Genomic DNA, 20,608 nt, shown 5'->3' with positions numbered 1-20,608 from the left:
TCGACCGGCGACGGCCAGCAGGACGGCGTTCTCGGGCCTGCTGACATAGGAAACGCTCGCGCGGCACGGCACAAGGGGGCGGGCAGCCAGAGAGTGGCCTGATGGGGGCGGGGGAGCGCGGGTGGGGGAGAAGGGGTGAGGGCGGTCGCGGGACCGGCTGACGGTACGTCAGCGTGCGGTGCCCCCGCCGGCGCGGGGGCGGGCGGCCGGGGCACCGCGGCACCGTTCAAGCGCCCAGCGTCGCGCGTATGCGCTTCTTGTCGGGCTTGCCCACCGGGGTCAGCGGGATCTCCGTGACCAGGTGGAGGCCGGTGGGCGCGTACATCTCGCCCTTGTGCCGGGTGACGAACTCCCGGAGCCCGCCGAGGTCCGGCCCGCCACCCGGTGCGGGGACGACCGCGACGTGCACCTCTTCGGAGGCGTCCGGACGGCGCACGCCGAACGCCGCGCAGTGGGCGACGGCCGGGTGGGTGAGCAGCAGCTCCTCCAGCTCGCTGGTGTAGACGTGACCGCCCACCACGATGATCATGTCCTTGAGCCGGTCGACGATGTAGAGGTAGCCCTCGGTGTCGAGGTAGCCCATGTCCCCGGTGTGCACCCAGCCGTCGCGCAGCACCTCGGCGGTGAGTTCGGGCTGCTTCCAGTAGCCGGACATGGCCTGCCCCGAGCGCACCCGGATCTCGCCGACCGTCCCGGCGGGCGCGGGGGCGCCGTGCTCGTCGAGGATGGCGACCTCTACGCCGGGGATCACGCGGCCGACCGTGGCCTGTCCTTCCCCCGGCAGGTTCTCGTGCTCGTCCGGGCCGATGACGGTGACGTGCCCCGCCTCGGACTGGCCGTACCCGCCGAACAGGACCGCTCCGAAGGTGTCGTACGCCTGCCGCAGCCGCGTCGGCGAGGCGGCGCACCCGCCGTACGAGATCCGGCGGACGCTGCTCAGGTCGGTGGCGGCGAGCGCGGGGTGGTCGAGCAGGCGGTAGATCAGCGGCGGCAGCAGCCACAGGTGGGTGATCCGCTCGCGTTCGACGGCGGCCAGTACCTCGCCGGGGTCGAAGGACTGCTGGAGCACCACGGAGCCGCCGGCCAGCAGCGTGGCGTCGGCGATGTTGCCCGCCACGTGCGCCAGGGTGGTGCAGGCCAGGAAGCGGGGCGGTTCGCCGGCGCCGACGGATCCGAACGCCAGCATGTCCTGGTAGGGGCCGTGGGCCATCCGCACGCCCTTGGGGACGCCGGTGGTCCCGCCGGTGTGGCGGATGCACCAGTCGTCCTCGGGGCGTGCCGCGCCCCGCACGGGGAGCGGTTCGTGCCGGGCGGCGCGCGCCAGCAGGTCCTGGCCGTGCGGGCCGGGTCCGAGGGAGAGAACGTACGGCGGCCGCGCGTGGGCCAGCAGGCTTTCGGCGGCGTCCGGCAGCCCGGGGTCGACGAGCAGCAGTTCGGTGTCGACGCTGTGCGCGATGTGCGCGAGCGTTTCGGGGGCCATGCCCTGGTAGAGGAAGACGGCCCGGGCGCCGAGCAGGTTGGCGGCGTACCGTGCGGTGAGGACCTCGGGCCGGTTTCCCGAGAGCAGGGACACGGTGCTGCCGCGCCCGATTCCCCAGCCTGCCAGTTCTCTCGCGATGCGGTGGACGCCGTCCCGGAATTCCCCCGCGGTGACCTGGCGGCCGTCCGCCGTGGTGATCACGGGGCGGTCGGGATCGGCCGACAGGACGTCGAGGACGGATTCGACATAGGTGCGGAATTCGCTCGAAGGGTAATTCACCTCGACGGCAGTTGTCTGAGCGGTCATGAAGTATGTCTCCCTACTGATGTAGGCGATTACTACTTCTCGGCAAGCTAACAACTGGTTTCAGTATGAAGGTGTATTTTCGATGAACACCGTGTGATGTCTGAAAATCGGCTGGCGCGCCCCCGGAGGGCGGGTCTTTTGCCGGACCCTCCGGCGGGGCCCGGCGGGCCGGCGGGTCAGAGCCGGTCGAGCACCTGCTTGAACCTGGCCACCTCCGCCGACTGGCTCGTGACGATGGAGTCGGCGAGCCGCTTCGCGTCCGCGTTGCGGCCCTGCTTCAGCTCCTTTTCGGCCATCTCGATCGCGCCCTCGTGATGCTTGATCATCATTTCGCCGAATTTCTTGTCGAAGGCACGGCCCCGCGCGGACCTCAGGCCGGCCATGTCCTCGTCGGACATCATGCCCGCCATGCCCGGGCTGCCGGGTCCGGCCATACCCGGGTCCATGCCGTGCCGGCTGTGTTCGGGCGAGACGGAAGGCTGCTCACCCTCGTCGGCCCGGGGGGATTCCGGTTTGTGCCAGGACGAGAGCCAGGAGCGCATGGTGGCGATCTCCGATTTCTGGGCCTGCACGATGGCGGCGGCCAGTTGCTTCACCTCCGTGTCCGAGGCGCGTTCGGCGGCGGGCTCCGACATTTCCACGGCCTGCCGGTGGTGCGGAATCATCCGCTGCGCGAACGTCACGTCCGCTTCGCCGAAGGTGCCGTCCGCCGGTGATTGCGAACCGTCCCGGGACGCCACGGCGGAACCACCGCTTCCCGTGCCCGCCTCCTTTTCCTGCTTTCCGTCGCCATGGCCGCAGGCGGCAAGCGCCAGCGCTCCGGCGGCGACGGCTCCGGCCAGTGCGATACGGCGGCGCAAGGGTCGTACGGCAGCATGCATGATTCGCCCACCTCGGTCTCCCTGCACTACGGGCTTTACGCCCGGGTGCGTTTCGGTCTACGTCCGCACTACCGACGCCGGTACGCCTTTCGGAGCGCATCGCGGGGAATTCGGCCGCGAATTGATGAGGCGTCCGGTCATCCGGTTGACCGGCCGGGGCAAGGGGCGGGCGGCCGGGCGCCGCCCGCCCCTTCGGACCGGTGCGCCGGTCAGGCGGTGACCGGCTGTGCCGCGGGCGCGGCCGGTGCCAGGTGGCCGTACCGGCGCAGCGCGTACAGCGACGCCGCGCAGGCCAGGCCCAAGGCGCTCAGCACGAGCCACGGCAGGGCCGGCACCCCCGCCGTCCGCGCGGCGTCGAGTGCCGCGCCGGTCAGCAGGTTTCCCAGCGTGATGCCGATGCCGCAGACGGTGTTGTAGAGGCCGTAGTGCGTGGCGACGAGCCGGTCCCCGGACAGCCGCACGATGGTGTCCATCTCGTACGGGTAGGCGATCATGGTGCCGAGCGCCAGGAGGAAGGCGGCCAGCGCGGGCGGCACGGTGGCCACCGCCCACCGCCAGGGGCCGCCGTCCGCCACCGGCAGCGCGGTCGCGGCCAGCAGCGGCACGAAGGCGGCGGCCATGACCAGCAGTCCCAGCACGAGCGCCCGCGCCGGGTCCTTCCGGCGCGCACACCAGGCCGTCACCCTGGTCTGCCCCAGGATCGTGCTCAGCCCGGAGACCGCGAAGAGCAGCGCGACGGCCACCGTGCCGGACTCCCCCGCGCCGGCCACCCGCCGGACCTCCAGCGGCAGCGCCAGGTAGACCTGGAAGGAGAGCACATACGAGCCGATCATGGCCGCGGAGAAGAGCAGGAACGGCCGGTTGGCGAGCACGCCCCGCCACTGGGCCAGCACGTTCCCGCGCCGCCCCGACTCGCCGCGGCGCGCCGGGAGCGACCGGATCTGCACGGCGCTCAGCAGCGCGAAGACCGCGGCCGCCACGAGACAGGTGATACGGAAGTCCACGCCGGTCAGCACCATGCCCACCAGCGGGCCGAGCAGGATGCCCGCCTGGTAGAAGACGTTGAACAGGGCGAACGCCTCGACCCTGCGCTCGCCCGCGTCCGCGGCCAGATAGGCCCGTACGGCGGGGTTGAACAGCGCGCCGGCGAAGCCCGTCGCGGCGGAGGCGGCGAGCAGCGCGGGGAGCGAGTCGACCAGGGCCAGGGTCGCGAAGCCCAGCGTGCGCAGGACGCACCCGGCGACGATCATCGGTTTGTACCCGAGGCGGTCGGCCAGCGTGCCGCCGATCAGGAACATGCCCTGCTGGCTGAAGTTCCGTACGCCCATGACGAGTCCGACGACCCAGCCGGCCAGGCCGAGCGTGCCCGACAGGTGCGCGGCCAGGTACGGCATCAGCATGTAGAAGCCGAGGTTGATGGTGAACTGGTTCACCATGAGCAGCTGCACGCTGCGGTCGTAGGAGCGCACACGCGCCAGGGTGCCCCTCACCGGGCCCCCTCCACGGCCGCCGGGCCCTCGGCCGCCGCGGCGAGCGGATCGGTCACCCGGGTGCAACGCGTCCAGCGCAGGGCTTCCTTCTCGTCGGGCCGCTCCAGCACGTCGGGTTCGGGGGCCGGTACGACGCCGAGCAGGCCGTGTTCCTCGCCGTACGCGTCGTCGTACACGGTCTCCAGGTAGCGCTGCGGACCGTCCGGGAAGACCGCCGCGATCCGGGTGTGCGCCGGGAGCGTACGGGCGGCCCAGCCGGCCACGAGGGCGACCGCGCCGACGCTCCAGCCACCGGTGGCGTAGTGGGAGGCCGCCAGCCGGCGGCAGGCCCACACCGCCTCGGCCGGCGCCACCCAGTGCACCTCGCTGAAGTGCTCGTAGGCGACGTTGCGCGGATGGATGCTGGAGCCCAGGCCCCGCATCAGCCGGGCGCGGGCCGGCTGGCCGAAGATGGTCGAACCGACGGTGTCCACGCCGATCAGCCGCAGCCCGGGGAAGAGCTGGCGCAGCACCCGGGAGACGCCGGCCGAGTGCCCGCCGGTGCCGACGCTGCACACCAGCACGTCGATGTGGCCGAGCTGGGCGGCCAGTTCGAGGGCGAGCGGGGTGTAGGCGGCCACGTTGTCGGGGTTGCCGTACTGGTCGGGGCACCAGGAGCCGGGGCGCTCGGCCAGCAACTGGCGCACCCGGTCGCGGCGGGCCTGCTGCCACGCGCCGGTCGGGTGCGGCTCGGTGACGATGTCGACCTGGGCGCCGTAGACGGTGAGCAGCCGGGTCATGGACGGTTCCAGGCCCGGGTCGGTGACGAGGGTGACGGGGTGGCCGTACGCCATCCCGGCCAGGGCGAGCCCCAGGCCCAGCGTGCCGCTGGTCGATTCGACGACGGTGCCGCCCGGCCGCAGGTCGCCGCGGGCCCGGGCCCGTTCGACCATGTGGAGGCCGGGACGGTCCTTGATGCCGCCCGGGTTGAAGCCTTCCAGCTTGGCCCAGAAGCCCCGCCCGCCCGGGGCGAAGGGCTCGGAGATGTGCAGGACGGGGGTGTTGCCGACGAGCTGGGAGAGGGAGGCGTGCGCGGGCGCGTGGACGCTGGTGGTCGGAGAGTGCATCTTTTCGCTCTCGGTCGAAGGTGGCGAGGGGATGCTCGTCTCGCGCGCCGCCTGCTCGGGGGAAGGCCCCCGGGGCAGCGCGCGGCAGCCGGGAACCGCCGGCTGCGGAGGCCGCTTCTAGACCCGCCACCGGCAGATCGAGGTGAGCGTGTCCCGGCCGGCCCGGAACAGTGGTGCCCCTGGCGGGCCGCCACTGCGGGGCGTGGGGGAGCCGGCCGCGTCGTACCCGGTGTCCGCGACGGGCTCGACGGCCGTACGGGGCGGCGGTTCGGGCGCCCGCTGGGGCAGTCGGCCCAGACCGGCCGCGGAACAGATGTCGGCGGCGTGCAGCTCGCCGGCCGGTGTTGCCGCAGACGTGCCGGCTGATTGCGCGGACACGGCAGCAGACGGGTTGTGGGACTGCTCCGCCAGGTGGAAGAGGGCGCCGCAGTCGAAGGCGGCGAACAGCAGAACGGCCAGCAGGAAGACGGCCGGACGGCGTATGCGGCGCATCAGGGAAAGGGGAGCAGGCCTGCCAGAGGAGAACGGCACGAAGCCTCCGCGCGTGGGGGACCGGGCGCTGACGACTGGACATACCGGTCCCCGGAACGGAGAGAGCACCACGGAGCCGGCGGACGTCACGAAGACGCAGTCCAGGGGAGAACCGCCGGACCGCTAAATGCGCAGGACCGACGCCTGCTCGGCGTTCCCTGGTGAAAAGGCCCCGGACGCGGGGGAGGCCCGTCCCGTTCCGCTCCCGGCCGGCGCGTGCGCGGCCGGCGCCCGGTCGAGCGGCGCCGGGCACGGCGCCGCCACCGCGGGCCCCTGCTGCGGCTGGCCTGACACGCACTCACCGGCCGGATGCGGCAGGTCACGGTCGTGGCGCCGCTCGTCCGGCCGTACCGTGTCCGCGCGCGCATCGACGGCGGGTACGGACATCTTCCCGCCGCCTGAAGGGAAATGGGCGACGGCCATGGCCGTCGCCGACTTCGCGGGGCCGTGCCCCACCACACTTCCCGCGCTCAGCGCGTGCGTGTACATCAGACCGAGCAGCAGAACGGCCAGCCACAGCGCGCAAAACGGGCTCGCCGAAGGGCGGGACCGCTGCACACCGAAGGGCGACCGGGCCGTGACCATGCCGGGATCCTAACCGCATTCCCGCCGCGCGCCACGGTTGCTCACGCAATTCCGGTGCAGTTCATTCGCATTTCACGGGCCCTCAGGTGCCGCCCTTGAGCTGCATGTCGACATCGACGACGCCCTCGACCGCGCGCGTCAGGCGGGCCGCGACCGGGATGAGCGAGGTGTCGCCGATGGTGCCGGTGAGCGTGACGATGCCCTGCGCCACCCGTACGGCCGGCTCCGGCGACCGGCCGCCGAAGAGCTGCCCGACGACCGTACGGCGCACCTCCTCGGCGATGTCGTCGTCCTCCCTGAGGAACACCTTGAGCAGGTCGCTGCGGCTGACGACGCCTTCCAGCCGGCCGTAGTCGTCCACCACCGGCATCCGTTTGATCCGGTACCAGGCCATGGTGCGGGCGGCCTGGGCGAGCGTGGCGTTCGCGTGCACGGTGACGGCGGGCGCCGTCATCAGCTCCTCGGCCGTGACACCACCGGACTTGATCAGGGCGTCCAGGACGCGCATCTGCTCGATGCGCGAGGGCGTGTGGTCGCGGAACTCCTCCTTCGGCAGCAGATCCGCCTCGGACACCACGCCCACCACCCGCCCCTCGCCCTCGACCACGGGCAGCGCGCTGATCTTCCACTGCTCCATGGTCCGCACGATCTCCTTGAACGGGGCGGCGCGGCCGATGCTGATCACGGTGCGGGTCATCACGTCCCCGACGGTGCGGGGATTGGTCTCCTGCGTCACGGGCTCCTGCATCACGGACTCCTTCAGCGCGGGCTCCTGCCCCCAGAGTTGTCCATCGCGGGCCCGTGCACCACACATGCGTCGCGCCGGAGCCGGGGCCGGCGGCGTGAGGGACCGGCGGCCCCGGCGGTCGCAACCCGTGCCCGGCCCCCGGGCGCCCGACCGGGGACCGGACACGGGTGGTCAGCGCACCCCGCTCCCGTACGGCCCGAACAGGTCGAGCAGCCGGGTGCGCGCGGAGCGCAGCCGGTCGCCGATCACCTCGGCGTACATCAGCACCAGCGCGTGCCCCAGCACGGGGTCCTCCTGGCACAGCGCGCGCACCTCCCGCGCGTCGAACTCCCAGGCCCGCACCGGGCTCAGCGTCTCCGCGCCGAGCTGCCAGGCGTGCGGCGGGAAGAGCCAGGACCAGCCCAGCAGGTCTCCCGGGTGCAGCGTCTCGACCACCGCGGCCCGGCGGCCCGGCACCCGGATGTCCAGCTGCACAGCCCCGGTACGGATGATCCAGAAGCGGTCGGCCTTCCGTTCCTCCTCGAAGATCCGCTGCCCGGCCGGGAAGGAGACCTCCCGGGCCAGCGCCATCAGCCGTTCGCGGTGTTCCGCCGACAGCGCGCCGAGCCGTCCGGTCATCGTCCTTACCGCTCCACCTCCGCTTCCTGCGCGCCTCCGGCGCTTCCTCGGCGCCGGGGGTTCCCCATGTCCTCAGTTTCCGCCGCCCGGGAGCGCCCGGGGACGGGCCGAAGGGGCCCTTCGCCGCGCCGTTCGGCCCTGAAGCGGACTCTCAGGGTGAGGTGACGCCCTCGCGGTCCGCCTCCTGCCGGACGACGCGCCCGGCCTGGAGCAGGTGGACCGTGTCGGTGTAGGCGGTGACCAGGGCGAGTTCGTGGCTGACGAGGACGAGCGTCAGCCGGCGTTCGGCGCGCAGGCGGGTGAGGAGGTCCAGGACCGCGGCGGCGGTCGCCGGGTCGAGGGCGGAGGTGACCTCGTCACACAGGAGGAGGTCCGGTTCGGTGGCCAGGGCGCGGGCGATGGAGGCGCGCTGGCGCTGCCCGCCGGAGAGTTCGTGGGGGTAGCGGTGGGCGAAGTCGGCGGGCAGGCCGACGTCGTCGAGCAGACCGCGGACCCGGGCGGGCCTCTCGGTGGTGCCGACGACGCGGTGCAGCCGGAGGGGCCGGGTGAGAGTGGCGCCGATGGTGCGGGAGGGGTTGAGGGCGCCGAGGGGGTTCTGCGGGACGAGTTGGATGCGTCGTTGCTGGTCGCGGCTGCGCTTGCGGACCTGCGCGGGCAGCGGCCGGCCGTTCCAGGTCAGGGTGCCGGCCTGGGGGACCTGGAGCCCGGCGAGCGTCCGCAGGAGGGTGGTCTTGCCGGAACCGGAGGGGCCGATGATGCCGGTGGCGGAGCCGGTGGGCGCGTGGAAGTCCGCCGCTTCGAGGGCCTGGTGGGTGTGTCCGCGGTGTGTGAAGGCGACGTGCAGGTTCTCGGCCCGCAGCCCTTCGGGCGCCGCGGTCTGACGAGGCGGCCGGCCACGGGTGGCGCGCGGGGTGCCCTTGAGAGGGACGGTCCCGGTTGCGGGGGCGGCGAGCGTGACGACCGAGTCCGCGCACGTCTCGACGACATGCGGGTCGTGGCTGGCCATGATGACGGCGATGCCGTTCTCGGCCGCGAGATGGCGCAGGAGTGCGGTGATGTCGTCCCGCAAGGCGGAGTCGAGCCCGGCGGTGGGCTCGTCCAGCAGCAGCACCTCGGGGCGGCGGGCCAGGGCACGGGCCAGCGCGAGTCGGCGCTGCTGCCCGCCGGACAGAGCTCCAGGGCGGTGGTGGGCGAGCACGCCGGGCAGGTGGCATTCGGCCATCACCTGCTCGACGGCCCCGGGCGAGGGATCGGCGGCCAGTTCGGCGATCAGGCGCCGGGCCGTCATCCGGGGGTTGAGGGCGGAGCCCGGGTCCTGGCCGACGTAGGCGACATGCCGGCGGCGCAGCGTGCGCAGCGCGGCGGGGGCCAGGGCGAGCACGTCGTGGCCGAGGACGTCGATGCTGCCGGAGGTGACCCGCGCCCCGCCGGGGAGGTCTCCGACGAGGGCGCGCAGGAGCGTCGTCTTGCCGGAGCCGGACGGCCCCGTGAGGGCGGTGGTCCGGCCGCGCCGCAGGCCGAGGCTGGTGCGGCGCAGGAGTACGGGCCCGGTGCCGAGGCCGATTTCGAGGTCGGTGACCGTGACGGGCGTCGCGGATTCGGTCATGGCCAAAGGAAGGTCCTGGAGAGGCGGGCGCGCGGGCGCGGGGCGGCCGGGGAGGGTCATCGCTGGGCGGCCCTGCGGGCGTTGGCGGGGGCGAGCGCGTTGGCGGCGAGGTTGACGCCGATGGCGAGCAGGCCGATGGCGAGGCCGGGCGCGACCACCGACCACGGGTTGAGGAGAATGCCGGGCCCGTTCTCGCGGATCATCAGGGCCCAGTCCGCCTCGGGCGGCCGGGGGCCGAGCTGGAGGAAGCCGGCCATGGAGATGACGTACACCGCGTCGACGAAGCGCAGGCCGAACAGGGCGAGGACGGTGGCGCGCAGGTTGGGCAGGATCTCGCGCAGCGCCAGGTGTCCCAGGCGTTCGCCGCCGGCGGCGGCCGCTTCGACGAACCCGGTGGCGGCGATCGGCGCCGCGGCGCCGGCGACGATCCGCACGGCGTACGGGGTCCCCAGGACGACGGCGGCCGCGGTGATCGCGAGACGGCCGCCGTCCGGCCAGGCCAGGGCGACGAGCATGATGCCCAGCACCGGGGGCAGCAGGATCGCGGTGTCCGCGGCCCGTTCGACCAGGCGCCCCAGCCGCGGGCTGAGGACGGCGAAGCAGCCGAGCAGGGCCGCCAGGAAGGTGACCACGAGGGCCACCACGAGCGCGCTGCCGATCAGCGCGGACCCGCCGTGCAGCAGGCGGCTGAGGACGTCCCGGCCGAGCTGGTCCCCGCCCAGCACGGTGTCCGTACCGGCCGCTCCGTACGGTGCGGTGACCGGCTTGTCGACCGGGTGCGGGGCGAGCAGCGGGCCCGCCAGCGCGACCAGGACCAGCAGGGCGGCGGGCGCGGCGGGGGCCAGGACCCGGGGCCGCGGGCGGCGCGGGCGCGGCCGCGCGGTTTCCACGGCGGTGCTCATGGGCGGGCTCCCAGAGTGCGGGCGCGGACCAGGTCGGCCAGCAGGAGGACGACGGTGATCAGGGCGGCCGAGCAGGCGACGACGGCGGCGATGACCGGGGTGTCGCGGTCGGCGACGGCCCCGGCCAGCACGGTGCCGATACCGGGGTAGTTGAAGAGGGTCTCGACCACGACGGTGCCGCCGAGCAGCATGCCGGTGGAGGTGGCGACGCCGGTGGCGATGGCGGGCCAGGCGCCGGGCAGGGCGTGCCGGAGCAGGACCTGCCGGGTGGGCAGGCCGTCGAGGCGGGCCGCCGCCACGTGCGGGGTCGCGGCCTGGTCGGCGAGGGCGGCGCGGACGATCCGGGTGTTCCAGCCGGTCTGCGGGACCATCAGGGCCAGCACCGGCATCACCAGCATCGTCCAGTCGGCCGGGGTGCCGCCGGCGCTGGTGACGGTGGCGGCGGGCAGCCAGCCCGTCCACAGCGACAGCGCCAGCAACAGGCCCACGGACACCACGAATTCGGGCAGCGCGAAGGCGGCGGTGGAGGTCAGGTCCACCACCCGGTCCACCAGGCCCTTCGGGCACGCGGCGGCCCAGCTGCCGAGGGCGAGCGAGGCGAGCACGGTGAGGACGAACGCGGTACTGCCCAGCAGGACGGTGTTGGGCAGCGGGGCGGCGAGCAGGTCGGTGACGCGCTCGCCGCGGGCGGAGGTGCCCAGGTCGCCGGTGGGCAGCGCGGTGATCCAGTCCCGGAAACGCTCCCACACCGGCCGGTCCAGGCCGAGCAGGTGCCGCCGGGCGGCGACGCCGGCGGCTCCCTCGCCGCGTTCGGAGGTGGCGGTGGCCGCGTCGCCCGGCAGCAGCTCGATCGCGGCGAACACCACCGCGAGGAGCACCACCAGCAGCAGCGCGCGTTTGGCCAGTACGGTCGCGGTGCGCGCGGCGAGCGCGCCGGCGCGGCGCGCGGCCGAGGCGGGCGCGGGCCGGGTGGCGGCCTCGGCGGGCCGTATGCCGGTCTCCGTCACGGGGCGAGCCAGACGTTTTCGAGCTGGACGCGCCCGTAGCCGGGCAGCTTCGGCAGGCCGTGCACCTTGGGCGCGGCCAGGTCGATGCCGTCCGCCATGCCCCACAGCAGATAGCCGGACCGTTCGTGCTCGATGCGCTGGAGGTCGCGCAGGGCCGCGGTGCGGGCCGTGCGGTCGGCGGTGGCCATGACCTTGCGGTACGCGGCGTCGAACGCCCTGTCCGACCAGTCGGCCTCGTTCTGCCCGGCCCCGGTGGTCAGGGTCTTGGACGCGAAGAAGACCACGGAGTCGTTGGTGCCCCAGTAGTTGGTGTAGAAGTCGCCCTTGAGCCAGGTCTTCTGGTAGAAGGCGCCGGACTCCTGCTTGACGACCTCGATCTTGACGCCCGCCTCGCGGGCCTGGGAGGCGAACAGGGTGGCGGACTCGGCGAGCCCGGCCACGTCCTCGGTGGTGACCAGCTGGTACGTCCTGGAGAGGTCGAACCGCGCCTCGGCCAGTAGCTGCTTCGCCCGTGCCAGGTCGCGCGTGCGCTGCGGGACGTCCTTGGCGTACGCGGGGTCGCCGGTGCCCAGGATGTCGTTGGCGACGCTCCCGTACCCGGACAGGACCTGCTTGACCATCGCCTCGCGGTCGACGATCAGCTTCATCGCCTCGCGGGCCCTCGGGTCGGCGAACGGGCCCTCGGAGGTGCGCATCACCAGGGGCATGGCCATGTCGTCGGGGCGCCGGACGACCTGGATGTCCTTGCGCGTCGCGGCGGTGCGCGCGGCGACCGCGCCGACGTTGGAGGCCACGTCGAGCTGCCCGGACAGCATCGCGTTGGCCATCGCCTGCGGGCTCTGGAACATGGTGACTTCGATGGCGTCGAGGTGGACGGCGCCGCCGTGCCAGTGCTCGTTGCGCAGCAGCCGGGCGTTGCCGCCGCGGTACCAGTCCAGCTTGAAGGGGCCCGTTCCCGGGGCCTTGGGTATGTCCTTGTCGGCGGTGTCCTTCTTGAGGACGAAGGTCGACAGCCGTGTCAGCATGGGCAGTTCGGCGTTGGCGTAGTCGGAGACGAGGACGACGGTCTTCTTGCCCTCGGCGGTGATGTGGTCCGCCGTGATGCCGGGCAGGCGGGCCGCTCCGGACGGGGTGCCGCGCAGCCGGCGCAGCGACCAGACCACGTCGTCGGCGGTGACGGGGGTGCCGTCGTGGAAGGCGGCGTGGTCGGCGATGGTGAAGCGCCAGGTCTTCAGGTCCTTCGAGGGGGTGAAGGCGGAGGCGAGGCGGCCGACGGTGTTCACCTTGCCGCCCGGCGCGGTCAGCGTGTCGTGGACCAGGGCGATGACGAGGTAGTCGCTCTCGTTGCCCTGGGTGCCGTGCGGGTCGCGGGTGATCGCGGAGGTACGCCCCAGGGCGCCGATGCGCAGGGTGCCGCCCTGCCGCGGGGAGCCGCCGCCGGCGGGTGTCGTACCGTTGCCGCCGCCGCATGCCGCGAGCAGGGCGGCCGCGCCCAAACCGCCGCCGGCCCACAGCATCTGACGCCTGTTGAAGTCCACGCTGCCTCGCTTGGTTCGTTCGGTCACTTAGGGTTGCCTACCCTAACGATGAGCACCTCCGCAAGGGCGCTCGCCTTCGAGTGCGCCTGTTGGTGGGCGTCAACTGGGCCTTAGTGGACCGGAGTTGGGTGAAAGTGGGCAGGCGCGACAAACAAAGTGAGGTTTGCCTAACCTAAGTTGGGTGGGTAGCGTCGTTACTGTCCGCTGGACGCCGGAAACGGTACGGAACCCACTCCGCCCCGTGACCGCGCTGTCGAGCGCGCCGCGCCCTGCCCGCGCGGCGACGCACCGGACCCGATTCCCCACCCCCAACGGAAACGGACTGCCTCGACATGACCACGGGAGCCGCACCCGTCCGCCGACTCGACCCCGCAGACGCCGCCGAACTGCGCCGTACCGCCGAGCGGATCCTCGGCGCCACCGGCACCCCGGCGGCCGCGCCACACCTTCTCGGCCGGGTCGCGAAGTCCGCCGCCGGGCTGAGCGCGACCGTCCGCCACCGGCTCCGCCCCGTCGACACCGACGACGGCCTGTTCGTCCTGCGCGGCCTGGAGGTCGACGACACCGAACTGGGCCCCACCCCCGCCGACTGGGCCACCGCCGGTGACAGCGGCGCCGTCCACGACGTCGTCCTGCTGCTGCTCGCCACCGTCATGGGCACCCCCATCGCCTGGAAAGGCCAGCAGGACGGCCGCTTCGTGCACAACATCGTCCCGGCCCCCGGTCGCGAGGCAGAACAGACCGGTGCCAGCAGCGCGGTGCTGCTCAGCCCGCACACCGAGGACGCCTTCCACCCCGGCCGCGCCCACCTGCTGATGCTCAGCTGCATGCGCAACCACGACCGCGTCGCCACCACCGCGGCCGGCATCCGCAACGTACGGCTCGACGACGCCGACATCGCGCTGCTGAGCCGCCCGCTGCTGCCGATCCTGCCCGACGACGCGTACACCGAGGCCCAGCACTTCGACGGCGGACGCCCGCCCGCGGTCCCCACCCTCTTCCGTTCCGAGGACGGCCTGACGCTCCGCTTCGACCCCGCCTACACCCCGCTCCACGACGCCACACCCGCCTACCGGGCCGCCTACCGGCGCTTGGAGGACGAACTCGCCCGCGTCTCCGTCGCCGTCAGCCTCGACCCGGGCGAAGTGCTCGTCGTCGACAACGACCTCGTCGTACACGGCAGGGTCCCCTTCCGCGCGCGCTACGACGGCACCGACCGCTGGCTCAAGCGTGCTTCCGTCCGTGTTCCCGCGCGCCGTACACGCCCCCTGGCCGAGGCATCCGAGCACGGTTACGGTCAGGCCGCCATCGAAGCGCACGCCTGCTGACAACCCGCATCTCCCCCGAGGACGGACATGACCGACAGCACCGTGGCCGACAACACCCGCTCCATACCCGCCGACGACAAGTCCCTGCGCCTCCTGTCCACCAGCGACCTCGCCGGCCTCCGCGTCGATCTCGCCGACGTGGTCGCCACCGTGGAGGGCGCCTACCGCACCCTGGCGGCGGGCCGCTCCGACAATCCGCGCAAACTCACCGTCAAGCCCGCCGACGGGCACTCCGTCGCGTACGCGATGCTCGGCCGGGACGGCTCCCGCGACGTCGTCGCCGTGAAGACGTCGTACAAGCACGGCCTCGACGAGGACCGCGGGGAGCAGCATTACTACACGACGCTGACGCTCTACGACGACGTCACCGGCCTGCCGGTCGCGATGATGGACTGCGGCCGCATCGGCTCGCTGCGCACCCCCGCCGTCTCCGCACTGCTGGCCCGCGAGTGCGCCCCGCCCGGCGCCCGTAGCGCGCTGGTCATCGGCACCGGCACCCAAGGCCGCCTGGCCCTCCCGTTCCTGCTGACGACCCTGCCGGACCTGGACCGCCTGATGCTGTCCGGCACACACCCCGACGGCATCGCGGCGGTACGGCAAGAGCTGCGCACCCATTTCCCCGACCGGGACGTGGAACTCGTCACCGACCTGCGGGCCGCGGCGGGCGACGCCGACGTCCTCGTCGCGGCCGCGGGCGGCCACACCCCGGCGGCCGTCGAGGCCGGCTGGCTCAGGCCCGGCGCGCTGTCCGTGCTCGTCGGCCACGGGCTGGCCCCCTCCACCCTGCACCGCGCCGACCGCGTCGTGGCCACCAGCGCGGCGCAGATGCAGGTCACCGGCGTCGACATGGCCGACGAACAGGGCCGCCTGCCCGGCGTGGACGCGGAGCTGCCCGCCGTGATCGCCGGTACCGCGACCGGCCGCGGCACCGGGCAGGAACGAATCTTCGCGTACAACAGCGGACTGGTCGTCACCGACATCGCCCTCGGCCACCGCTTCGCGCAGCTCGCCCTCGGCCAGGGCCGGGGAACGCGGGTGCCGCTGTGGCAGTGACCGGCCCGCACCCCGTGCACGTGCCGACGCTGCCCGCCCACACCGACCCGGACACCGACCGGGTCATGGACAGCGGCCTGCTGCACGAACTGTCCTACGCCTTCGGCGGCCCCTTCCACTTCCTGCTGCCGCACCGCTTCGACACCAACCTCGCCGCTTTCCGCGCCGCGCTCGACGCCGCCGGAGTGACCGGGCAGGTGTACTACGCGAAGAAGGCCAACAAGGCCGCGGTCTGGACGGAACGCTGCGCCGCGCACCACGCGGGCGTGGACACCGCCAGCGTCCCGGAGCTGCGCGCGGCTCTCGGAGACGGCGTACGCGGTGCGGACATCGTCGTCACAGGACCGGCCAAGAGCACCGAGCTGCTACGGCTGGCCGCCCTCCAGGGCTGCCTGGTCGCGGTCGACTCCCTCGACGAACTCGACCTGCTCATCACGCTCGCCCTGACCGGCACCGCCCGCCCGGCCCGCCTGCTGCTGCGCCGCCTGCCGCCCGCACAGCCGCACAGCCGTTTCGGGCTGACCGCCGCCGAGGTGGCGACCGCCCTGGACCGGTGCGTACGCGCCGGGGACGCGGTACGGATGGAGGGCTTCAGCTTCCATCTGTCGGGCTACGCCACCCGGCCGCGCGCCGACCTCGCGGGCGAACTCGTCGGCCACTGCCTGCGGGCACGGGAACTGGGCCTGCGCGCCGACCGGATCAGCATCGGCGGCGGCTTCGCCGTCGACTACAGCAGCGCCGCCCACTGGCACACGTTCCTCGACGGGCAGCGCCCCGAGCACTACCACGCGCACAAGACGTTCGAGCCGGACGGCTTCTACCCGTACCACTCGCCCGTCGCCGGCGCCGACGCCCTGCGCGCCGTCCTGGACACCGTCCCCGAGGGCGCCCGCACCAGCCTGGCCGGCCGCCTCAAGGAGACCGGAACGCTGCTGATGGCGGAACCCGGCCGGGCGCTGCTGGACGGCGCCGGCGCGTCCGTCTTCTGCGTCCAGGGCGTCAAGGAGCGCGACGGCTACCGGATCCTCACGGTCGACGGCACCAGCCTCAGCCTGTCCGAGCAGTGGTTCAACAGCGAATACCTGCCGGACCCCCACCTGGTCACCGCGGCCGGGCGGGTCAGGCGCGGCGCGGAGAGCCACCCGGCGTGCGTGGGCGGCGCCTCCTGCCTGGAACCGGACCTGCTCACCTGGCGCAAGGTCCCGTTCCCCGCCCGGCCGCGGATCGGCGACCTGCTGGTCTACCCGAACACCGCCGGGTACCAGATGGACTCCAACGAGTCCTCGTTCCACGACCTGCCGCTGCCGCCCAAGGTCGTCGTGGACCGCCTGGGCGCCCGCCCGCGCTGGCGGCTCGACCGGCACCCCGCCTGCTGAGGCCCGCCACCTCCGCCACCCGCACGACCGACCTCCGCGACCAGCCCCTCCGACCTGCCCAGGAGCGCTCCCATGAACGAGGCCCTCGCGCGCCCCGCCGTGGTTTCCCGGATATCCGAACTCGTCGGATACACCCCGCTGTTCGAGCTGTGCCGCACCGAGACGGGCAGCCGCCTGCTGCTCAAGCTGGAGATGTACAACCCCACCGGCACCGCGAAGATCCGCATGGCCCGGCAGATGGTCCTGGACGCCGAGGCGCGCGGCGCACTGCGGCCCGGCGGCCGCATCGTCGAGTCCACCTCCGGCAACACCGGCCTGGGCCTCGCCGTCATCGCCGCGGAACGCGGCTACGCCTTCACCGCCGTCGTCGACCACCACGCCTGCGCCGACAAGCTGCGCGCCATGCGGGCACTCGGCGCCGAACTCGTCTACGCCGCCGACGACGGCACCGGGGAACTGGCCACCGCAGCGCGCGAGGAACTGGCCGCGGAGCTGGCCCGCGACCAGGACAACACCGTCTTCACCGAGCAGCACAACAACCCCAGCAACGGCGTCGGCTACTTCCCCGTGGCCCACGAACTCCACCAGGCCCTCGACGGGAAGATCGACGTGCTGATCGGCGCGGTGGGCACCGGCGGCGCCCTCTGCGGCACCACCCGCGAACTGCGCACCCTGGTCCCCGGCTGCACCACGGTCGGCGTCGAACCCAAGGGCTCCATCGCCTTCGGCGGCCCCGCCCACGACTACTACCAGTCCGGCACCGGTACCCCCGAAGGCGCCGAGATCGGCGCCCTCGTCGACTTCGGCCTGATCGACCACGGTGTGAAGGTCGGCGACGTCGAGGCCTTCGCCACCGCCCGCGCCGTCGCCCGCGCCACCGGGCTCCTCGTCGGCGGCTCCGCCGGCGGTGTCGTCCACGAGGCCCTGGCCCGGCTGCCCGGGCTGCCACCGGGCAGCACCATGGTCGCGCTGGTCAACGACGGCGGGGAGAAGTACCTGGACACCGTCTTCAACGACGACTGGATGCACGCCCGCGCTCTCGTCGACCGCGCACTGGAACGCGAGATCGACGAAACGCTCACCAAGCTCCGCAGGAGGTGAGCCCGCCATGCAGGTGACCACCCTCCTCCGCGACAGCCGCGCCCTGGCCGCCCTCGCCGTCCCCCTCGTCCTCACCCAGCTCGCGCAGGTGGCCCTGACGACCACCGACACCGTCATGATGGGCATGCTCGGCACGGCCGACCTCGCGGCGGGCGGGCTGGCCATCGTCATCTTCAACCAGCTGCGCACCATGGGCGTCGGCCTCGTCACCTCCGTCGGCAACCAGGTGGCCGCCGCCGCGGCGCGCGCGGAAGACGCGGCGCGGCGGCCGGGCTCCGGCGGCGGGGACGGCGGCGAGGAGGTCCGCAGGATCGTCCGCGCGGCGCTGGCCGTCGCCACCCTCTCCGGCCTGCTGGGCGCCGCCCTCATGCTCCTGGTCGGCCAGGTTCTCGGCCGGCTCGGCCAGGACGCGGACGTCGTCGGCCGTGCGCAGACGATGCTCCTCGCCCTCGCGCCGGGCCTGCTGCCCTGCCTGTGGTTCCAGGTCGTCCGCCAGTTCACGGTGGGCATGCGGCGGCCGCAGGCGCTGCTGCGGATCACCATCGCCTCCGTAGCCGTCAACGCCGGCCTCAACTGGGCGCTGATACACGGCGCTTGGGGAATGCCCGAACTGGGGCTGCCCGGTGTGGGCGTGGCCACCACCCTCGTCTACTTCCTCTCGTTTCTGGCCCTGTACGCCTCCGCCAAGCGGGACGGCGTGCTCGGCCCCCTGCTCAGCCCGAACATCGCCAAGGCCGACCGCGCCACGGTCCGCCGCCTCGCCGGGCTCGGCATCCCCATCGCCGCCACCTACGGCTCCGAGGCCGGCTTCTTCTCCGTCACCGCCCTGATGGCCGGCTCGTTCGGCAGCGCCGCGCTGGCCGCGCACACCGCCGTCAACCAGCTCGTCTACATCGTCTTCCAGGTCGCCGTCGGCCTCTCGCACGCCGCGTCCATCAACGTCAGCCGCGAACTCGCCCTCGGCCGCACCGACACGGCCCTGCGCATCAAGAACACCGCCCTGGCCTGCGCCGGCGTCGTCATGGCCGTCGTCGCCACCGCCTACGCGACGCTGCCGCGGCTGGTCCTCAGCCCCTTCTTCGACACCGGCAGCCCCCGGGACGCGGAAGCCGTGTCGATCGCCACCCACCTGCTCCTGGTCGTCATGGTCCTGCAGTTCTTCGACTGCGCCCAGAACATCGGCGTCGGCCTCCTGCGCGGACTCGACGACACCAGGAGCGGCTTCCGCATCACCCTCGTCGGCTACTGGGCCGTCGGCCTGCCCGCCGCCTGGCTCCTGGGCTACGCCGCCGGGCTCCACACCCTCGGCATCTGGCTCGGCCTCCTCACCGGTCTCGCCACCACCGCCGTCCTGCTCCTGCGCCGCTACGGCGCGAGCCTGCGCGCCAGGACGGGCACACCACGGGCCGTACCGGCGGCGTAACGGGCCGGAACTTCTAGGGCCACACGACCTTGCGGAAGGCGTACGAGCCGTCCGGCCGCAGCTCGACCAGCGCGAGCGGCTTGCCCTCCGGGTCGCCGCGGTCGTCGAAGCGGATCGGCCCGCTCACTCCGTACACCGGCTTGCTGCCGCTGATCTGCAACAGCATCTGGCGGGTGCTGCCGGTGGTGACCGGGCCGCTGCCCTGCCGGCCGGCGCCGTCGCGGATGGCCACGCCCAGGGTGAGCAGGGTGTCGTGGCCCATCATGGCCTGCCCGTCGGCCAGTTCGGCGTCCGTGCGGCGGATGTCCTGCCGGTAGGCGTCGCGGAACTGCGGCAGCGGGTTGTCGGCGCCGGGGTAGGCGTTCGTCCACTGGTCGGGGTGGGCCAGTACGGTGTGGTGCACGGTGAGGCGGCTGCGCTCCCAGACCTCGCGGAACGCCTGGCGGGCCTCGTCGCTCTCGGGCACGTCGAAGACGCCTATCACGTCGTCGCCGGTGACCACCGTGGTCGGGCAGCGCCGTCCGGCGGCGGCCATCGCCTCGATGAAGACGCGCAGTGCCCGCCCCCGCCCCGCGAAGTACACGGCGTCCGGCGGGTCGGCGCACACCCGGTCGGCGAGCGAGGAGAACGCGTTGGCGGTGGCGGGGTCGGTCGAGCTGTAGGCCAGTCCGAGGTCGGTGACCTGAAGGCCGTGGCGCTTGGCGGCCTCGGTGAAGCTGCGGTACAGGGAGGTGCTGTAGGTGTCCTGTTCGCTGCGGTCCCTGATGGTCGTCACGCGGTACGGGCGCTGCTGCCCGGGGCGCTTCTGCAAGGCCCGCAGGTGGCGCACCGCGGCCGACGCCTGGTCCGAGTTGGTCGCCGCCACCCGCCAGAAGCCGGTCTCGCCCGGCCGGTTGATGGCGTCCGCGGTCACGGTGGAGCCCATCATGGGAATCCGCGCCTCCCGCAGGGCGTCGATCGCCTCCTGCGTGGTCCGGCGGCTCTGCCCGAGGCCCGCCACGGCGACCAGGTGCCGGTCCCCGTCCTTCATCTCCTTGAGCTGGTCCACCAGCGGCCGCCACTGCCGGGAGCCCGCCCCGCTGTTCGCCAGCAGCAGTGTGATCTGCGGCGAGTCGCCGCGCCCGCCGCGCCGCGGGTCGTTCAGCTCGCGCTGGGCCAGATAGGCGCCCTCCAGCTCGCGGCGGATGCTGTCGCGCCCCCGGTCGCCGGCGCCCGTCGTCATCGGCTGGAGGTAGGCCACCGAGACCCAGGGCTTGCCGGACTTCGCCACCCGCCGGTTCTCGGCGAGGATCTGCCGCGAGATGTCCCGCAGCGAGGCGTCGAACACGTACGAGCCGTCGGTGACGCCCACGCACTCGTCGTGCGGCCCCTGTTCGCGCACCCCGTCGGCACACCGGACGAACACCGCGTCGTACGCCCGGTACCCGCCCACGCCCAGGGCGGCAGCGGCGGCCACCGCGACGGCGGCCCGCAGCCAGATGCGGGGGCGCGGCCGCGGCGGCACGAGCTGGTCGTCGTCACTCATCCGG

General features: G+C 73.3%; 18 protein-coding genes. 5 read left to right on the top strand and 13 right to left on the bottom strand.

Annotated features, from left to right (window positions below):
• Positions 1 to 226: 226 nt before the first annotated feature.
• The 12 genes from ACH4K4_RS00460 to ACH4K4_RS00405 all read right to left on the bottom strand — a co-directional run bounded on the left by ACH4K4_RS00460 (position 227) and on the right by ACH4K4_RS00405 (position 12,777).
• Positions 227 to 1,786, bottom strand: coding sequence for an AMP-binding protein (locus ACH4K4_RS00460; protein ID WP_398163763.1), 1,560 nt, complete (start codon positions 1,784 to 1,786; stop codon positions 227 to 229).
• 176 nt (positions 1,787 to 1,962) lie between these two features.
• Positions 1,963 to 2,667, bottom strand: a complete 705-nt coding sequence (locus ACH4K4_RS00455) for a DUF305 domain-containing protein (RefSeq protein ID WP_398163762.1) — start codon at positions 2,665 to 2,667, stop codon at positions 1,963 to 1,965.
• A 209-nt stretch (positions 2,668 to 2,876) separates the two neighbouring features.
• Positions 2,877 to 4,103, bottom strand: coding sequence for an MFS transporter (locus ACH4K4_RS00450; protein ID WP_398164482.1), 1,227 nt, complete (start codon positions 4,101 to 4,103; stop codon positions 2,877 to 2,879).
• A 50-nt stretch (positions 4,104 to 4,153) separates the two neighbouring features.
• Positions 4,154 to 5,263, bottom strand: a complete 1,110-nt coding sequence (locus ACH4K4_RS00445) for a PLP-dependent cysteine synthase family protein (protein ID WP_398163761.1) — start codon at positions 5,261 to 5,263, stop codon at positions 4,154 to 4,156.
• 117 nt (positions 5,264 to 5,380) lie between these two features.
• Positions 5,381 to 5,755 carry a hypothetical protein gene (locus ACH4K4_RS00440; protein WP_398163760.1) on the bottom strand — a complete coding sequence of 125 codons (375 nt, stop codon included), beginning with the start codon at positions 5,753 to 5,755 and terminating at the stop codon, positions 5,381 to 5,383.
• 162 nt (positions 5,756 to 5,917) lie between these two features.
• Positions 5,918 to 6,379, bottom strand: coding sequence for a DUF6153 family protein (locus ACH4K4_RS00435; protein WP_398163759.1), 462 nt, complete (start codon positions 6,377 to 6,379; stop codon positions 5,918 to 5,920).
• An 82-nt stretch (positions 6,380 to 6,461) separates the two neighbouring features.
• The gene (locus tag ACH4K4_RS00430) at positions 6,462 to 7,127 is read right to left on the bottom strand and encodes a CBS domain-containing protein (protein ID WP_398163758.1); all 666 of its coding nucleotides are present in this window, start codon (positions 7,125 to 7,127) and stop codon (positions 6,462 to 6,464) included.
• A gap of 171 nt (positions 7,128 to 7,298) precedes the next feature.
• Complete coding sequence (locus ACH4K4_RS00425; protein ID WP_398163757.1) at positions 7,299 to 7,745, bottom strand: cyclic nucleotide-binding domain-containing protein; 447 nt, start codon at positions 7,743 to 7,745, stop codon at positions 7,299 to 7,301.
• Positions 7,746 to 7,896: 151 nt separating this feature from the next.
• Entirely contained in the window at positions 7,897 to 9,351 is a 1,455-nt protein-coding gene (locus tag ACH4K4_RS00420) for an ABC transporter ATP-binding protein (protein ID WP_398163756.1), read from the bottom strand.
• A 56-nt stretch (positions 9,352 to 9,407) separates the two neighbouring features.
• Positions 9,408 to 10,253, bottom strand: a complete 846-nt coding sequence (locus ACH4K4_RS00415) for an ABC transporter permease (RefSeq protein WP_398163755.1) — start codon at positions 10,251 to 10,253, stop codon at positions 9,408 to 9,410.
• Complete coding sequence (locus tag ACH4K4_RS00410) at positions 10,250 to 11,260, bottom strand: ABC transporter permease (protein ID WP_398163754.1); 1,011 nt, start codon at positions 11,258 to 11,260, stop codon at positions 10,250 to 10,252. The genes ACH4K4_RS00415 and ACH4K4_RS00410 overlap by 4 nt, the downstream gene beginning before the upstream one ends.
• Complete coding sequence (locus ACH4K4_RS00405) at positions 11,257 to 12,777, bottom strand: ABC transporter substrate-binding protein (RefSeq protein WP_398164480.1); 1,521 nt, start codon at positions 12,775 to 12,777, stop codon at positions 11,257 to 11,259. The genes ACH4K4_RS00410 and ACH4K4_RS00405 overlap by 4 nt, the downstream gene beginning before the upstream one ends.
• 353 nt (positions 12,778 to 13,130) lie before the next feature.
• On the opposite strand from ACH4K4_RS00405, the gene ACH4K4_RS00400 reads away from it, so the two are divergent.
• From ACH4K4_RS00400 to ACH4K4_RS00380, 5 genes are all read left to right on the top strand, one after another.
• A complete protein-coding gene (locus ACH4K4_RS00400; protein WP_398163753.1) occupies positions 13,131 to 14,126 on the top strand; it encodes a TauD/TfdA family dioxygenase in 996 nt (331 codons plus the stop codon).
• A gap of 27 nt (positions 14,127 to 14,153) precedes the next feature.
• Positions 14,154 to 15,179: an ornithine cyclodeaminase family protein gene (locus tag ACH4K4_RS00395; protein WP_398163752.1), complete on the top strand. Its 1,026-nt coding sequence runs from the start codon at positions 14,154 to 14,156 to the stop codon at positions 15,177 to 15,179.
• Positions 15,170 to 16,555, top strand: coding sequence for a Y4yA family PLP-dependent enzyme (locus ACH4K4_RS00390; protein WP_398163751.1), 1,386 nt, complete (start codon positions 15,170 to 15,172; stop codon positions 16,553 to 16,555). Before ACH4K4_RS00395 ends, ACH4K4_RS00390 begins: the two co-directional genes overlap by 10 nt.
• Positions 16,556 to 16,627: 72 nt before the next feature.
• On the top strand, positions 16,628 to 17,656 hold the full coding sequence (locus tag ACH4K4_RS00385) for a cysteine synthase family protein (RefSeq protein WP_398163750.1): 1,029 nt from the start codon (positions 16,628 to 16,630) through the stop codon (positions 17,654 to 17,656).
• Between the two features lie 7 nt (positions 17,657 to 17,663).
• Positions 17,664 to 19,079 (top strand): MATE family efflux transporter, encoded by a 1,416-nt coding sequence (locus ACH4K4_RS00380; protein WP_398163749.1) that lies wholly within the window; start codon positions 17,664 to 17,666, stop codon positions 19,077 to 19,079.
• A 13-nt stretch (positions 19,080 to 19,092) separates the two neighbouring features.
• Here ACH4K4_RS00380 and ACH4K4_RS00375 read toward each other — a convergent pair whose 3' ends face one another.
• Positions 19,093 to 20,604 (bottom strand): ABC transporter substrate-binding protein, encoded by a 1,512-nt coding sequence (locus tag ACH4K4_RS00375; protein ID WP_398163748.1) that lies wholly within the window; start codon positions 20,602 to 20,604, stop codon positions 19,093 to 19,095.
• Positions 20,605 to 20,608: the final 4 nt, after the last annotated feature.

This window comes from Streptomyces sp. NPDC017529, from assembly GCF_044329785.1.
Taxonomy (GTDB): Bacteria; Actinomycetota; Actinomycetes; order Streptomycetales; family Streptomycetaceae; genus Streptomyces.
This window is presented reverse-complemented; position numbering and strand designations above follow the sequence as displayed.